The 14958-nt window shown below is 63.3% G+C and carries 14 protein-coding genes; 6 read left to right on the forward strand and 8 right to left on the reverse strand.

Annotation, left to right across the window (positions count from 1 at the left end; genetic code table 11):
- Positions 1-791: 791 nt before the first annotated feature.
- Positions 792-1919, reverse strand: coding sequence for a tyrosine-type recombinase/integrase (locus ACFR9U_RS14010; protein ID WP_247381830.1), 1128 nt, complete (start codon positions 1917-1919; stop codon positions 792-794).
- On the reverse strand, positions 1909-2220 hold the full coding sequence (locus tag ACFR9U_RS14015) for a hypothetical protein (protein ID WP_247381828.1): 312 nt from the start codon (positions 2218-2220) through the stop codon (positions 1909-1911). The genes ACFR9U_RS14010 and ACFR9U_RS14015 overlap by 11 nt, the downstream gene beginning before the upstream one ends.
- Before the next feature lie 243 nt (positions 2221-2463).
- On the opposite strand from ACFR9U_RS14015, the gene ACFR9U_RS14020 reads away from it, so the two are divergent.
- On the forward strand, positions 2464-2853 hold the full coding sequence (locus tag ACFR9U_RS14020; protein ID WP_247381826.1) for a DUF8054 family protein: 390 nt from the start codon (positions 2464-2466) through the stop codon (positions 2851-2853).
- Between the two features lie 255 nt (positions 2854-3108).
- Here ACFR9U_RS14020 and ACFR9U_RS14025 read toward each other — a convergent pair whose 3' ends face one another.
- Complete coding sequence (locus ACFR9U_RS14025; protein WP_247381824.1) at positions 3109-3345, reverse strand: helix-turn-helix domain-containing protein; 237 nt, start codon at positions 3343-3345, stop codon at positions 3109-3111.
- An 86-nt stretch (positions 3346-3431) separates the two neighbouring features.
- Positions 3432-3620: a hypothetical protein gene (locus tag ACFR9U_RS14030; RefSeq protein ID WP_247381822.1), complete on the reverse strand. Its 189-nt coding sequence runs from the start codon at positions 3618-3620 to the stop codon at positions 3432-3434.
- A gap of 186 nt (positions 3621-3806) precedes the next feature.
- Here ACFR9U_RS14030 and ACFR9U_RS14035 point away from each other — a divergent pair, with 186 nt between their 5' ends.
- The 3 genes from ACFR9U_RS14035 to ACFR9U_RS14045 are packed head-to-tail and all read left to right on the forward strand — an operon-like array spanning position 3807 to position 5175.
- Positions 3807-4055: a hypothetical protein gene (locus ACFR9U_RS14035; protein WP_247381820.1), complete on the forward strand. Its 249-nt coding sequence runs from the start codon at positions 3807-3809 to the stop codon at positions 4053-4055.
- 48 nt (positions 4056-4103) lie between these two features.
- On the forward strand, positions 4104-4262 hold the full coding sequence (locus ACFR9U_RS14040; RefSeq protein WP_247381818.1) for a hypothetical protein: 159 nt from the start codon (positions 4104-4106) through the stop codon (positions 4260-4262).
- A 1-nt stretch (position 4263) separates the two neighbouring features.
- The gene (locus ACFR9U_RS14045) at positions 4264-5175 is read left to right on the forward strand and encodes a UbiA family prenyltransferase (RefSeq protein WP_247381816.1); all 912 of its coding nucleotides are present in this window, start codon (positions 4264-4266) and stop codon (positions 5173-5175) included.
- Between the two features lie 5 nt (positions 5176-5180).
- Here ACFR9U_RS14045 and ACFR9U_RS14050 read toward each other — a convergent pair whose 3' ends face one another.
- Together ACFR9U_RS14050 and ACFR9U_RS14055 are read right to left on the reverse strand one after the other, a co-directional pair.
- Entirely contained in the window at positions 5181-5417 is a 237-nt protein-coding gene (locus ACFR9U_RS14050; protein ID WP_247381815.1) for a DUF2196 domain-containing protein, read from the reverse strand.
- Positions 5418-5606: 189 nt separating this feature from the next.
- Positions 5607-6029 (reverse strand): DUF2267 domain-containing protein, encoded by a 423-nt coding sequence (locus tag ACFR9U_RS14055; protein ID WP_247381813.1) that lies wholly within the window; start codon positions 6027-6029, stop codon positions 5607-5609.
- A 107-nt stretch (positions 6030-6136) separates the two neighbouring features.
- Between ACFR9U_RS14055 and ACFR9U_RS14060 the strand changes: the two genes are divergently transcribed.
- The gene (locus ACFR9U_RS14060; RefSeq protein WP_247381811.1) at positions 6137-7390 is read left to right on the forward strand and encodes a CBS domain-containing protein; all 1254 of its coding nucleotides are present in this window, start codon (positions 6137-6139) and stop codon (positions 7388-7390) included.
- 18 nt (positions 7391-7408) lie between these two features.
- Here ACFR9U_RS14060 and ACFR9U_RS14065 read toward each other — a convergent pair whose 3' ends face one another.
- On the reverse strand, positions 7409-8734 hold the full coding sequence (locus tag ACFR9U_RS14065; protein WP_247381808.1) for an erythromycin esterase family protein: 1326 nt from the start codon (positions 8732-8734) through the stop codon (positions 7409-7411).
- Between the two features lie 1814 nt (positions 8735-10548).
- The gene (locus ACFR9U_RS14070) at positions 10549-14163 is read right to left on the reverse strand and encodes a type IV secretory system conjugative DNA transfer family protein (RefSeq protein WP_247381805.1); all 3615 of its coding nucleotides are present in this window, start codon (positions 14161-14163) and stop codon (positions 10549-10551) included.
- Between the two features lie 517 nt (positions 14164-14680).
- Here ACFR9U_RS14070 and ACFR9U_RS14075 point away from each other — a divergent pair.
- Positions 14681-14938 carry a hypothetical protein gene (locus tag ACFR9U_RS14075; RefSeq protein ID WP_247381804.1) on the forward strand — a complete coding sequence of 86 codons (258 nt, stop codon included), beginning with the start codon at positions 14681-14683 and terminating at the stop codon, positions 14936-14938.
- The last annotated feature ends 20 nt before the right edge of the window (positions 14939-14958 follow it).

A 14958-nucleotide genomic window follows, 5' to 3' on the forward strand; every position in this document is an offset into this window, starting at 1 on the left:
ATCTATCTAATATATCTGCAGACGCGCTGGGCAGTTCGACCAGCTAGTTCCCACTCAATTTCGCTCAGTAGAGGGGGAATATCTCACCGACGTACAACAATAGGCTGATAACGAAAGAATAGCGCTCATTATGAGAGTCCAGACATGGGTGGCGCTTGGAAGCGAGTACTGATTGGAAATCACGGGAAGCGTCGGCAAAGGCACCTCATCGGCGCAGCCATACTCTTCACCGCATTTCTAGGGTATTACATCGTCGCACCCAGTCCAATGCTCAGGAGAGGGTACCTTCAGATCCGCGTGGCGGCGAACAGTGTTGCCTATGTCGCGGCTGGGATTGTTGCATACCGACGCGGCGGCGTTCTCATCAGCCTGGTCGTCGCATTTTCAGTATTTCTCCCAGCAGCAGTTGAGTATGGCCTGTTTCTCACCAGTACTCCACTCTTGAGGCGAGTGGTCACGATACTGCGGCAGATAGTGTGGATCGATCTCCCGAATACAGTAGTCGTCGGACTGCTTGGGTTCGGGACTGGGACGGCACTACGGAGTATCATTCAAGGGGAATAGCGGGCAGATGTCGTCACCGGGTAAGCCCATACAGCAAACTACCGATTGCTACAGTGGATGATTCTCAGCCCGCACGCACACTGAGCAACCGATTCATTGGGCAGGAGCTGAAAGAAATGAAGTCGAGGTGCTGAACTCACCCTCTGTAGCCATCACATCCCACCCAGACATATATTGTAGAATCCATCAAAACAGCACTGAGTACCTCTCGTTACGCAGTCCCTTCCTTATTCTGTTATAGTAAAGATTTGATCCCGATAGATCGGCTCGATATCCTCATAATAGGTGTGAATATAGTCATGGATACTTGCTCGATCATCAGCCTGGGTACTCCCGAAACGATCCCCACGCATATACTTGATCAGCTCGCGGTTCATTCCCTGTTCAACACGCCAATACGTTGTAAATCTGTGCCGTCCAAAGTGACTGGTGACGGCCCTGTACTCGTCGGTCTCACTGTATGTTGGATGGAACGTTTCTTTCCACACGTCGTTGACTGCTTGCTTGTTCAGTGGCAGATGTCGGGCTTTCGATAGGAATATCTCGGGCGTGTCTCTTGTCGGCCGGAGCAATAGATACCGACTCACTATTCGACGGACTTCATTATCGAGCGGAAGAATCCGGGGACACGGGGATTTGTTGCCATCACGGTCGTGTGGAATGTAGACCGCATTCTGTCTGTTTTCAAGCACAGCGCACTCGCCGAGACTTTCGTAATGTCGATTAAGCTCATCGTGTTCGAGGCAGAGGTCGCTCAGCCGGAGATTACACAATTCTGTGGCTCGCAGTCCCAATTTCAACTGTAGCGTGAGAATCGCCAGATCGCGAATGTCGGTCACGGCCCCGACAATATCTTGCAACTCCGTGATGGGAATTCGAGGTACCTCCTTTGGCGAGTCCCCCGAGAAATCGGTTTGCTGCTTCGCGAGTCGGAAGGGATTGTACTCCTGCGAGTGGGGGAACGCTGGATCATTCTGCCAGTATTCGTACGCGACGTTTAGACGCTCTAACTTGGAGATAACCGTCTTGTCGGCGTTTCCCTTCGTCTCACGCTCACGTTCGATGAATGCGTGAACATGCTCTTCGCTCGGGCAGGCTAGGTATCGACCCTGCTGGTGCATGTGTTCGCGCCACTGTCTGAATACACGGTCGTACTCGTTTCGGGTACGCTCTGTCAAGCAGCGGGATTCCACCACCTTGGTCTGCGCAATATCAAGCGGGTCGATTTCCCGTGTCGCGAATGTCGTTTTGATCTCCTGTTCAAACTCGGCGAGCGGGTCGAGACATCGTCCAATTGCGTCGGCCAGATCTTGGCGAGCGCGCGCTCCGTCTTCAGAAGGAGTCTCACCACTCATCTTCGGCCACCCACTTGAGAGAACTCGTCTTTTCTTCCCAGATCCGTCCCGCTGCTGGATACTCGGCAGCGGCCATAAGGAACGGATTGTAGACATGGGAATGATCCGTGTGCCAATACAGATAGTCATAGAACTCCTCGACACGACACCAGTATGGATGGTAGGCATGCCCGATACTGAATTCAGTAACTAACCAGGAACACCACTGTTCTACATCCGTTGGCGTGGCAAGCGCATGGTGACGGTCCCGGCTCTCCATATGTGATTTCCATCGCCGTTCGACCCGTTCAGTGTCGTCCATGAACCGTTCTCGCCGGTCGTCCGGTATCTCCTCGTCCACATATTCGGCCCAGGTCTCTCTCCCCTCGTACTCAGCAGCGTAACTCGAAAGCCGATAGCGGTCGGGGACTTGCGCTATTCGTTTGTATACGCCCATTCGATCCCGTGGATCCGCCGACATGCGTGGTTTTCCCATGATGATGCACCCTTCCCCCGTCATCTCATAAAAATCTCAGTCGGTGCGCACCCCGTTACGAAGAATGGCGTGCCCGTCCTGGCCTATCACACGGACACGGATCGCGGCGGTCCGGCAGCCCTGGCCGATCTCGCTGTTCCCGGTCCCTACCGGCTGCAACTCGTCTCGCTCCCGGTCGCGACGGTCGAAGACCTCCACGAGACGACGGACCTCCTGGTGCCGCCGGGGATGCCCGCCGAGCGGTTGGCGGGTGACCAATCGCTCGCCGAGCGCACGCGACAACTCGCACCGACTGACCGGTCCCGGACGACCGAGGACAACGACGACGGACACAGGTCCACGAGCGCTGTCGAGGCGTTCCTCGACGACGAAGAGAAGATCGCGGCCATCCGCGAACAGGCCCGCGAGGAAGCCCGCGAACGTGCGGAAGCGTGGGGACTCGACGACGTCTGCGAGTAGCGTCGCTCCTCCCCGCAGTCCCGCCGCTCGGCTCCCGCGATAGGTGTGCGTTGCGTTCACGCACCTCGTAAACAATTATTAGGTTCCGAACCGTTGTAGTGGTCATGGCGACAAGCCAGCCGTCGGCGGCATACCACACGTGTAGCTGTGGCAAGGAGTTCGACACGACGGAGGAACTCCTCGAACACGCCAGGGACGTACACGGGGACTGGGCGTACTAGACGGAGCGGCTCGCGGTTTTGGGGGCGAATCGATTCACTGATCGACGGGCACTGGAATCCACCAGACTCGGCTCCGTCCGCCGACCTTCTTGCTCGTGATGTCGGTGTCTTCCTGCAGTGCGTGGAGCTTGTTCAGTGCGGTCCGCCGTGAACAGTCCAGCCGGTCCGCGATCTCGGTCGCAGTGAGCGGTTCGGCGTAATCCTCGCGCGTCTTGAACACATCGATCACTTCCGATTCTGTGAACTCCGTCTCGCGACCTGGTTCTGCCATTTCGAATGACATCTCGCGGGCGTCCTACTTATTTCCTTCGTGCGAATGAACGAGGGGCGTCCTGTCCGACAGCGCCGCGGTGGCGCTCAGGACCGGCGGTCGGTCGCGGAGCCGTCGCGGTGGTGGCTGAGTTTCTCTGCGACGATCGCCGGGACCGACGTGCCGCAGTAGGTACACGACCACGACCGGCCCGCAGTGCCGGATCGTCTGTCGAGTTCGTCGACTGACTGAAGCGTCGCACCGCAGCCGTCGCACCGATGGGAGGGCGAGCTCACGACTATGTGTCACTACGTCGGCCTCGCATTTCAATCTCGCTGCGAGACGGCACCGGCCACTGATGGCTCTCGGTGACGTCGGGCCGGGAAAAGGGGAATTGGAGCGTGTGACACTAGGAGGGCTGATCGCCCTCTACACGTGTATGGGAGGTGGAGGGATTTGTAACCGAGCCATGCGGAGTGAAAGTGAAACTGCCGGACAGCGGCCGTCTGTGTCCGGTCGTGCGGACGCCGCCCGCGCGTCTCGCCGCGCGACGCTCGGCCGACCGGGGTGAATCCGATCGTTCCGGCGACGAAATCCTCGTCGCAGCGGGACTGACGGCCGACCGCGCTGCCGTTCGCTCGGGCTTCGGTCCCGACCGCGACAGCGACGCGTCGGAGTGTCTGCGAACCGACCGCTTTCAGGTGTGGTTACTGGTGCGAACGCTTCCCTAGCTCACCATAACAAAACACGATGCCTGTGTAGTGGGGTCGGCAGGCACGATGAGTATCGACTCGCATACGATTTTGAGCCGCCGGGGAGGCGATGACGTCGTCGACGAGTCCGAGGCGGCGGGCGAGGACGGCGTCGAACTGGCTCGACAGGGAGCGTTCACTGTTCGTGACGCACTGGGCTGGCTCGACGAACGCGGGTGGGAGTAGGGTGGCAGTCGGTGAGCGGTTGCGTCGGCGGGTCGTCACCGTTGCCTCGCTCGTTCGCCTCCAGACTCTCTTCACGGCGCCGCCGGACGTGGTGCTCGGGGCGGCGCTCGTCGTCGCTGCCGGTCGATCAGTGCCGTTCACACACCTGGTCGGCGTTATCGCCGTCTCGATGCTCGTCTCTGCCGGCGGGGCGACGCTCAACGACGCGGTCGACGCGCCACGCGACGCCGTCGCGAACCCCGAACGGCCCATCCCTCGGGGGTACCTTTCCCGGTGGGCCGGCTTCGGTCTCGGCGGGGTGCTCTTCGCGGCCGCGGTCCTGGGCGCGCGAGCAGTCTCGCCGCTGGCTGCCGGTGTGACCGCCCTCCTCGTGGCAACGGTCGTCCTCTACGACGGCTTCCTGATCCGAACGCCGCTGGGATCGCTGGGGATGGGGACGACACGTGGACTGAACGTCGTGCTGGGAGTGACAGCCGGCGGAACAGCAGGGCTGCCCTGGCCACTGGTCGTCGCGCCGGTAGTGACGGGCGGGTACGCCGCCGCGGTGACGGGGATGGCTGGACGCCAGCCGGACGGGCGCCACCGCGGTCCGATCGTCGTCGCTGGGCTGGGGGCGGCCGCGGCGACCGTCGCGACCGGCTGGTACGTCGCCGCGCGCACGCCATCGCTGTTCAGCGCGGCGACGGCGTTCGCGCTTCTGCTGGCGTTCTTCCTGTGGACGGCTCGCACGATCGTCACCGCGTACGTCGCACCGTTCCCTGCGATCGTCACGGCTGCAGGCGAGTCGTGCGTGCTCGCACTCGTCGTGTTGGAGGCAGCGCTGGCTGCGGTGACTGCCCCGCTCTGGGGACTCGCGACGCTCGCGTTTCTGGTGCCGGCAGTCGGACTGGCGCGCGCGTACCCCGTTCCGTGACGCTCTTACCCGCCGCCCTGGGGGAGGTCCCGGTCGTCTTCGTCCGGGTGAATCTCTTTGACGCCCCCCGTCACGTCGTCGTCGAGTTCGACCTTGATGCCCTGCGGGTGGCTGTGCTCGTCGGTCAAGATCACGCGCACGTCGCCGATGAGCGGTTCGCCCGGGTTGTTGTCCTGCTCCTGGACGACTTCGACGGTCATGCCCCGGTCGATTTCGTCGCGCGTCGGCAGGTCTTCGGCCATGGTCGCCGTTGGGGCGGTGGCAGCAAAACGAGTTGGCTGGCACGTGCAGGCCGTCGAGCCGGGTGCTCACTCCCCTCGTCGATCGTCAGTCTCGAAGATGGTGGCGAACTCGTTGGGGAGTTGCTCACGGGCGTCCTGGAGCACCGCACGGCCGCCGTGGTCGGCGATGGCGTCGAGGGGTTCGGTTCATCACCCCTCTCCCGGGCTGAGACCCTCCTCGTGCTCTGCGACCTCGAACAGTTCGTCCCAGCCCTGTTTCTCCGCCAGTTGGTCCCGAACCTGCTGGAGTTCGTTCTCGTCGACGGCTTCGCTGACGACGGCCATCACGGCCTGTGCGTGGAAGACGGCGTCGGCGCGCTCGTCGTCGTCGTACCCGCCGCGCTCGAGCAGGCGGTCGACGAACTCATCGAAGCTGAAGGACTCGACGGTGTCGACCTCGCTCACGAACCGGTCGATCTCCATCGGGAGTTGGGCCGCCATGTCGTCGGCCTCGTCGGGTTGGATGCGCTCGCTCAGGGTCGTCAGCGTGATCCGCGTCGCCCGCAGGGCCGGCCCGCTCGAATCCAGTTGCGCGCGGTTCTGGACGGCGCCGAGGAACTGGTCGAAGTGCATAGCGGGACGTTCGCAGTTGTCGAGGTTAGTCACGTTGCCTGCGATGGCTGGGTGTGTTTGCATGCGACGGCAGCGAATTGAAACGCCGTGCCTGCCAGACGTTCACAATGGACATTACAGGAATCGTCACGACCGAGTACGAGACGATCGACGAGGCGGAGCGCGTCTCGAAACTGCTCGGCGCGTTCGCCGAGCAGGAACGTCGCGTCCTCGTCGTCACGTCGGACGGCGATTTCTCGGGCGTCGTCACGCACCGCCAGCTGCTCGCTTCCCGGCACGCGCCGGACGAGCGCGTCCGGAACGTCATGCGCGACGATCCGCCCAGAGTGAGCCGGACCGAGGACGTGCGCGAGACTGCCCGGCTCATGGTCGAGAGCCAGCTGAAGCTGCTCCCGGTGTTCGAGGGCGACCAGTTCGACGGGGTCGTCACCGCCCGGGGAATTGCCGAGGCAGTCCGCTCGAACCTGGACGCGCTCGAGGTCGCCGACGTGTACACCCAGGACCTGGTGACTGCAAACCCCGACACGACGCTGGGAGAAGTGCTCCACAGGATTCGAGAACACGGCATCTCGCGGCTCCCGGTCATCAACGAGGCGTCGACTGGCGGTGGCGTCACCCGCGAGGCGCTCGGCATGGTGAGCATCTACGATCTCCTGGCGTTCATCCTCCGGGAGACCACACAGGAGAAAGGCGGGGACTCCGGTGGGTTCGACTTCCACGGCGGAGAGGGATCGTTCCCGAAGTTCCGGACCCACGGTGGCTACGGCGAGCGCGCCGGCTTCGAGGCGAGACTGCTTGACCTGCCGGCCCGCAACGTGATGAACGTCCCCGTGGCGACCGTGTCCTTCGACGCCTCGCTCGGGGACGCGACCGCCGAGATGCTCGACAAACAGTACGCGTCGCTGGTCGTCGTCGACGAGACCGACCAACCCGCGGGCATCGTCACGCTGACGGACGTGTTGCGCTCGCTGACCTGGACCGAAACGGAGTCGATTCGCATCCAGATCTTCGGCATCGACCTGCTCACTGGCGTGAGCCGCCGGGACGTCGCCGAGATGATCGAGGCGGTCGACGAGAAGTACGCGGACATGGACGTCATCGAGGCGTACGTCATCCTCCACCAGCACAAAGAGACGCTCCGCGGCATGCCGCTCATCCGCACGACGATCCGGCTGTTCACCGACCGCGGTCGCTTCTCCGGCACCGGCGAGGCGTACGGCGCCGCCCCCTCGATACGAGAGGCCCGCGATCACCTGGAGCGGGCCGTCCTCGACGACAAGGAACACGCCCAGACGCGCGCCCGCTCCGACCGCGATCGGGAAGCACAGGAGAAACTCCTCGGCTGGTGGCTGGAGGCCTGAGTGCCGGACGGCACCGCGTCAGAAACCCCAGGGATACGCCTCCGGAACCTCCCGCTGGTCGGCTTCGACGTCGAAGGGATGTAGCGCTTCGGTCTGGTCGACGAACAGGAAAGCGTCGTATCGCTCGGGGAGATCGGTCGGGACGTAGTTACCAAACTCCCGCTCGGGGTGGTAGACCACGCCGATGGCCCGGTGGCCGCGAACGTCGTCCAGGGCCGTCTCGCGGACGTCGTCGCTGACGAGCAGACAGTCTGTCTGGTCCGCGCGCCGGATGACGTGTTCGTAACTCCCCTCGCGCGCCGGCGGGACGCGCATCCGTCGCATCGGAGCGCCCCAGGACTCGCCGGCGACGACGGTCCCGCGGTGGGTGCCGAAGCCGACCAGGGCCACGTCGTCGGGGCCGTACGCCTCGCGGACGAGTTGGCCGACGCTCACCTCGCCCCGGGCGGCCATGTCTGTCGCCCGCGCGTCGCCGACGTGGGTGTTGTGCGCCCAGACGATCGCCGTCGCGTCGTCGTGGTGGTCTCTGAGCCGATCCAGCGTCTCGACCATGTGTTCGTCGCGGACGTTCCACGAGGAGACGTTTCCCCGGACCATCGCCCGGTAGTACTCCTCGGCGTTCGCTGCGACCAGGGCGTTCTGCTCCGCGTTGAAGTGTGCCTCGTCGTGATCCGCGTCGTACGTCGGCCGGTTCCTGCGGACGTCGGCGAGCACGGAGACGACTTCGTCCTCGCAGCTCTCGGGCACCAGCCGCGTCGAGCGGGCGTACGCCCGCGCGTCCTCGCCGTAGGGCTCGAAACAGTGGTAGGCGGCCCGCGCACGCTCGGCGGCCTCCGGGTAGTTGGCGTCGAGGTACTCGACGACCGCCGCCATCGACTCGAAGAGGCTGTACACGTCCATCCCGTAGAAGCCGATCTGACTGTCCCCGTCACGATCCTCGTTTTCGGCGCGGAGCCACCTGACGAACGCCTGGACTTCCCAGTTCGCCCACATCCAGGTCGGCCACCGGTCGAACTCCGAGAGGACTGCCAGGGCGTCCTCGTGGTCCGACAGGCCTCTGACGAAGCGGTTCACCTCGTAACAGTCCGTCCAGTCGCCTTCGACGGCGACGAACGCGTGCTCGCACTCCCGGAGGAGCTTCGCGGTGAGACTCGCCCGGAAGCGATAGAACTCGCTCGTGCCGTGGGAAGCTTCGCCGATGCAGATCACCTGGCGATCCTGGAATCGCTCGACGAGCTGATCCAACTGGGCGTCGGACAGCGGTCGCGCGTGCTCGTTCACCGCTTCGATCGCCGCGTCCACGTTCGTCGTGTTCGGTTCGTCCCTGCCGCGTGTGATGGCCATCTCTCGACAGTCTGTGGTTGGGCTGTGTAGCCGTACTGCTGGCACGTGCCGGGACCGGTTGCCGACGGAAATCAGATCCCCCACACGTTCTCATGTCGGTGGTTTCCAGCGGGCAGCACTCCGGCGGTCGACGACCGGATGCCAGGCACCATCGACGCCCCGGACGTGTCTGTGAGCCTTTCTGACAGTTGCTCTGTGGTTCCGCCGTCCGGCTTGCCCGGATCGCGTCCTGGCTGACTGGTCACCGCGTCCGATACGCCTGGGTCGTCGCCGCCAGTGTGATCGTTGGCCACGGGACTGTGCGGTCCCGTCGTGGTCCATGAATGGTTGCCCGCTCCTGCTCGGTTCATACAAGACCGATGCCACGAACGAGGAGATCAGGGACTGTCCTGACGGCCGTCATTCAACAGCACTGGTCAGCGACTGAGGGGACGTGAGAGCGGTGTTCGTGTCGTCTCGAACGCCAACCGGATCTTCACACTCGGTGTTTTCGTCCGGAAGAAACCCTGTGTCATTGGTTTCAGTCCGTGTGTGAAGTCCCCGAGCGCGACAGGGGGAACTCCCCGTCCGAATAGCACACCCGACACACACAGCAATAGCGGGGCTGAACCCTCGGAATCCGAGTGTGGCTGACGACCCACTGGGCGTGGTGCCTGGGACTGTCCCCTCGTCCGAACCTTCACACACGGTTGCCGTCTGGCGATTCGAACCGCGTGTGGAAATCCCACGTGTCGTGGTGCCGCTACTGGTTCGCCGACTCGCCATACAGACGGGTTGAACTGCCTGCTATCGGCACTTTCGCACTCCGCCCGGACGTCGGCCGTTCGGTCACACACGCCGGTCACACACGGGTGAATCGCACCGTTCACCGTCTTCTTCCGGCCGTGTGAACCGTGTGTGAACTCACCGTGCGCCCTCGACAGGTCGGGAGCGCGCCGCTCCTGGTGTGCGTGGTACTGAAACGCAGTGTGGACACGAAACGAAGGGGGGTTGCGGGGATGGCGCCGTTCACACTCGGCTTTCGTCAGGGAGACTGCGCCATCGAGCGACGCCGCCCGCGCTTGCGCTGCGCTCTCGCGGACTTGTGCGCGATGGACAGAACTAACGTGTCCTTGCTCGGCACCGTTCCCGACGTGCGTCCGAGCGATCGTGACTCGGCAGGCGGTGTAACTCTGTCTTCATACCCGGGACTTCCCGCTGGGTGCGACGGACAGTTATGCTTCGTGCACAACCCATAGATAATCGAACACGATGGAACGGAAACACCTTCGCCTGCGCTGTCGTCCGGTCCGTTCCGCGGTGCGTCTCGGTCGGTGAGCTAGTTGCCTGGGAACCCTTTCACCGAGCACGAGGTCGAACCTCGTCTCTGGTGTCTCGAGGGAGTCATACAACGGCTCACATAGCTGTGCTTCGCTCCCCGATTCGCTCAGTACAGGAACTTATCGTGTAGCTATCCTGGAGGGGCTCTGATGAGGAACTTATAATTGAAACGAACTTTCATGGTGGGTATGGCTGAACAGATTGTATTTGGTACAGCAACGTACGTCCAACTCACTATCGTAATATCAGTTGGAGTGTTTGTTGGGAACCTCTTCTCGAACTTGGTTTTCAATAATTCCGAAACCGGTCGATAAGCACGTCTACTGAGCAGGCGATCCGTCCTCACCACCGTCTCAATGATACCCTGTTGCGCGGTCAGCAGTCGGTCTGCTGAATCGATCGCCTGTACTGGCCACTTTCGTCTCTCTCTCTCCGCTCCTCCGAGGCGGCGTAGTCCACGGACCGTTCACCGAGACGACTGCGGTCCCCTCGCACTACTCCTCTTCGTCCAACTGCTGGCTGATGTACTTGACGGGGTACACGGCGGTCAACCCGGGCTCGTCGATGTTGAACTGGCGCGGCGGCGTGTTCTCACTGTACGTCTTCTCGACGCGCGGCTCCTCCGCAGGGGGATCGTTCAGCGTTTCCAGCACCGTATGGCCATCCCCACGCGTCATGACGACCCAGATCGCCTCGTTCGGGTCGCAGGCAGCCATCTTGTCGTAGTCCTCCGGGACGGCTCGGTTCACGTCGTTGTTGATCCGTTCGGCTTCGACCGTGACGACGATCTCCCCGTCGGCGTCGAGCCCCACCAGATCGAGCCGGTGGTGTTCGTAGTCCTGGGTGGCCTCCTCGACGTCCTCCTCACTCCCCATGAACGCGGCCGTGTCGACACTGCCCTGCCGGAGTTCGTAATAGGGAACGACTTCCTCGACGTCCGAGTCCGAATCCTCTGCGTACTTCTGGACGAGCCAGCGACGCACGAGTTCAACCATGAACACGTGCTGGCTGGACTCCCCCAGATCGCCCTTGGCGTGGCCGTACTCGACGCCCTGGCGCTGGTGTTCCGCGATGACGTCCCGGCCGGCCGCCGTCACGGTGTACAGGCGATGGGGGTGATCGCCGTCGTGTCGCAGTAGGTCTGCATCCAGCAGCTCGTCGATCGCTGTTTCGTCGACGTCGAGGTACTCCTTGAGCCGGATCATGCTGTCGCGCACGATGTCGTACTCGATCGGGTCGTACCGCTGTTGATGGGCATTGCACACCGCCTGCAGAAAGCAGAGCTGCCGGCGACTCCATTCGCTGGCGGCGACTTCGGCTGGCCCGAGCTTGAGCGTACATCCGCAGATCGGCACGTTGTCACGGTCGACCTCGTCGAGACTGTGACAACACTCGATCGCCTGCTGCATGCCAGCGACCGACGGGTCGTGGCGGCTGTTACACGTGAGACACAGGAGCGTCTCCGTCTGGTCGTCGTAGGTGACTGGCGTGGGCATTCGCGTCGTCCAGTCGAACACCGTCGGTGGGCCGCTGGACTCGGACGTCCCGTCTGACTCGTCGGCTGTGGTCGCGTCGGGCGTGGCGTCGCGTCCCGTCTCGGCGTGGTTGGGTTCGGTGCCCGGCTCGTCAGCGATCGACAGTCCATAGTCCGTCCGGGTCCGCGTGCACATGGCCTCGTAGGCGTCGTCATAGCCGGTCGGACGTGGGGCCGTACTCTCGGGATGGCCGTCGGGAAGTGGCAGTGACTCGACGACGAACGGCTGGGGGGACCGGCCCCCGAACTCACCGGGCAGGTTCACCAGCCACTCCCCACGGGAGAGCCCGCGCAGGCGGTTGGCCATCGTCTCCTTGCCCATGACTTCCGTGGCGAACCGGTGGGCGAGATCGTGATCGACGCCAACCGAGCTGGTGACGTACGTGCCGACGTTGTTGAGCAGTTCCCTGTACACCTCTTTATCCGCCTCCGCCACCTGGCCGGGGAACTGCATCGCCAGCGTCAGGGCACACCCGAACGCGCGCCCCTGGGAGAGCAGGCGCTGGAGGAGCTGGCTGGGGGCGACGCTGGCAGCCTCCTCCAGATAGACGTTGACCAGCGGCAGGTCCGCCTCGGGATTCCGACGGCGTCGTCGTCGGAGCGCCGTCCAGAGGTTCGAGAGCAGCGTGAGTGTCAACCCCTGTTTGACACCCGGGCGCAACCTGCCGGTGTCGAAGATGATGACGACGTCCTCGTCGAGCCAGTCGGCGAAATCGAACATGGACTGGTCGGCGTGAATCCCACTGGGCCGGTGGTTGAAGATCTCGTTCAGGTGGGTCGGCGTACTGAGTTTCTCCACGCGGTTGAGCGCACCGTGCATGATGTCGTTGAACGTCCGGGAGTTGACGTTCGACACCATGCTGTCGAGGCGCTCTTCGAGGTCGCTGTCACCCACCGCCGGTGGCGTCTCCCGATCGTGGAGTCGCCGGAGCGCCGCGTGGAGTTCCCGGTTGGAGAGGACGTCGTTGCCGTGGACCGGGTCGTACAGCGCGCGGAGCACGTTCTCGATGATGTCAGTCGACCGCAGGGCGCGCTCGTACTGTTCCTGCCCGATGTGCTGGGCGAGGACCTCCTGGTAGTGGCCGACGCGATCCTCGACGGCGACGGCTCTCGGGACGCCCGCCTCGAGTTCGGCGTGGATGTCGAAAAAGGAGAGGGCGGGCAGCCACTCGGCGCAGTCGAAGTACAGGACGTTCTCCAGGGTGCCGTAGCGTTCGTAGTAGCTCCGGAGATACTCGGTGGGCATGGACCCACCCTTCGGGTCGATGATGATCTCCGGGCCGCTCGTCGCGTGGAAATTGGCGAGGCTCATGTTGATCACGCTCGTAGTCTTCCCGGACCCGGTGCCGCCAATGAGGATCGAATGGAGTGGTTGGAGCGCCGGCGGGATGGCGACCGGCTCGGTGAGCGCCCCGTCATGTGTGCGCGGGTAGCCGAGTGCCTGCCCCGGCTGCTGGAACGGTTCGAGCTGTGCCGCCGGTGGTCTGGGGACACTCGTCTGGGACTCGGGAACGGTGCCGAGCGCCCGTTTGGCGTCCGGGGTGACCGCATCACCGGCGAGGAAACAGAAGTTGCCCACCTCCGTCGGATCGGCGAGGATGCCACGCGAGCGGGTCGTCGTCCCGGGGAGCCAGGCGGGGAGGCCGTCCTCGTTGACGCCGACGAGCTGGCGATCCTGCAGGCGCTGATACACTGGATTGTCGGCGAGCCCCTCGTCGGTGCCGAGGGTGCCAGTAACGGTGTAACAGGTGTGACTGACGTCACCGAACGCGGACGTACAGGGGCGGACCGCGTGGGTGGCCTGCGGTTCGGAGTCGGCACACGCCATGACACGCGCGTTGACGGCGAACGCGTGCCGGAGCTCCTTCTCGTGGAGTTCTTCCAGTCGTTGTTCCTCCGCCGCCGTCAAATCCAGCTCCTCGTCGGGTGGCCCGAAGACGACCTCAACGAGCTGGCCCCCGAGTGTGTCGGTCCCGGCTTCGATCTCCCGTTCGCGGAGCTGGGCGTCGGCGGTTTGGTCTGCCAGTGGTTCGATGAGCGCTTGGTACACCATCGGGACGTCACTGGCGGCCATCGCCTCGGCAACGGTTGCCAGCGGTACCGTCGCCTGTTCGCTCGTCGTGAACTCCGCGAACGGCGTCAGTTGCGTGTAGCAGTCCTTGGTGCGGTCCGGATCACCGAGGTACTCGACGGTCGCGACGTGCTCGCCGGCTGTCGGCAGGTGATCAGGGTGCCAGTTCGTCCGCGTCACCTCGTAGGAGGGTGGGAACGCACGCCGGAGGATCGATCGGAGGGCGTCCAGGGCTTCGGGCGGGTCGATACCGACGTAGTACTCGATGCTGGCCGTGTGGTCGGTGATCAGAAGGAACTCGATGGTCGGTCGTGGTGAGCCACGGAGCCGGGAGAGGACCCCTTCGTCGGCCCCGGTGTCGAGCCCGTGGAGATTGCGGGCCTGGGCGGCGACCTGTTGTGGGTCGAGTGGTGTCGCTGTTGGCTGGATCTTCAGGTACGGGCGGTCCTCTGTGGCCGGTACGGGGAGGTCGTCGGGGTTCGGATTCGATGACGGGCGAGCCATTGCTGCGTCGTGTCAGTCGAGAGTGTCCATAACCGACGAGATAAGGCCAGGGATTGGACTCATTTATTGCCTGAAATTAAATAACGAAATAAATGTGTGGGAGGGCAGAGTCGAGGCCCGCCCTCGGGGTGCTCGCGGCCGCTGGACGAGATATTCGCTGGCGCGGAGAGGGCCCGTCCAGCGACGCGCCGATGGCGCGAGCGGCTACGGATCGCTGTCGCTCCCCGTTCGCAGCGAGGTGCTCCCGTGGCTCGCGGTTGTCCCGCTCGCCATGCCGAGGTACTCGCTGTGCTCGCACCTCGCACCGGTCACACCTCGCACCCCTCGCCCGGGCAGCCCCCAGGGCGTGGCCGTCCCACGACCGAGACACTCGTCGCGGGGACGGCCCCCGACCAGTCCCTTTCAGTTGCTGTGAGTACAATTTCTTGATTCAGAACACGGCCGGAGGACTTGCTCAATTGGTTTGTGGATGAGTCAATCAAAACACGTACTTTCACATGACGAGAACAGACGCTCCATGCCCTATGAGTTCCCGCTTCCCGTGGATACAGATGCCGTCCGCGTTGTCTGTGGACTCCTTCTCATCGCGTTCGTGACGCTGACAACTGTGAAACATCTCGCTGTCACCTACTTCCCGTCATGGTCTCGGCTCGGGAACACGGGCACAGGTGGCGCACTGGGGGCTACCGCGATGTTTGCGATTGGGTCGTATCTCGTCGTGACAGGCCTGTTCCGCGGAATTGAACGTGCAGTGGAGAGCGCCGACACCACGTAGTCACACTGAACTACCCGGGC

Source organism: Halorientalis brevis (assembly GCF_042678165.1).
Lineage (GTDB): Archaea > Halobacteriota > Halobacteria > Halobacteriales > Haloarculaceae > Halorientalis > Halorientalis brevis.

What these genes read in the sequence shown, in the direction of transcription:
- ACFR9U_RS14010 (WP_247381830.1), bottom strand. Translation starts at nt 1,919, where the DNA reads ATGAGTGGTGAGACTCCTTCTGAAGACGGAGCGCGCGCTCGCCAAGAT.
- ACFR9U_RS14015 (WP_247381828.1), bottom strand. Translation starts at nt 2,220, where the DNA reads ATGGACGACACTGAACGGGTCGAACGGCGATGGAAATCACATATGGAG.
- ACFR9U_RS14025 (WP_247381824.1), bottom strand. Translation starts at nt 3,345, where the DNA reads ATGGCAGAACCAGGTCGCGAGACGGAGTTCACAGAATCGGAAGTGATC.
- ACFR9U_RS14040 (WP_247381818.1), top strand. Translation starts at nt 4,104, where the DNA reads ATGAGTATCGACTCGCATACGATTTTGAGCCGCCGGGGAGGCGATGAC.
- ACFR9U_RS14050 (WP_247381815.1), bottom strand. Translation starts at nt 5,417, where the DNA reads ATGGCCGAAGACCTGCCGACGCGCGACGAAATCGACCGGGGCATGACC.
- ACFR9U_RS14055 (WP_247381813.1), bottom strand. Translation starts at nt 6,029, where the DNA reads ATGCACTTCGACCAGTTCCTCGGCGCCGTCCAGAACCGCGCGCAACTG.
- ACFR9U_RS14060 (WP_247381811.1), top strand. Translation starts at nt 6,137, where the DNA reads ATGGACATTACAGGAATCGTCACGACCGAGTACGAGACGATCGACGAG.
- ACFR9U_RS14065 (WP_247381808.1), bottom strand. Translation starts at nt 8,734, where the DNA reads ATGGCCATCACACGCGGCAGGGACGAACCGAACACGACGAACGTGGAC.
- ACFR9U_RS14070 (WP_247381805.1), bottom strand. Translation starts at nt 14,163, where the DNA reads ATGGCTCGCCCGTCATCGAATCCGAACCCCGACGACCTCCCCGTACCG.
- ACFR9U_RS14075 (WP_247381804.1), top strand. Translation starts at nt 14,681, where the DNA reads ATGCCCTATGAGTTCCCGCTTCCCGTGGATACAGATGCCGTCCGCGTT.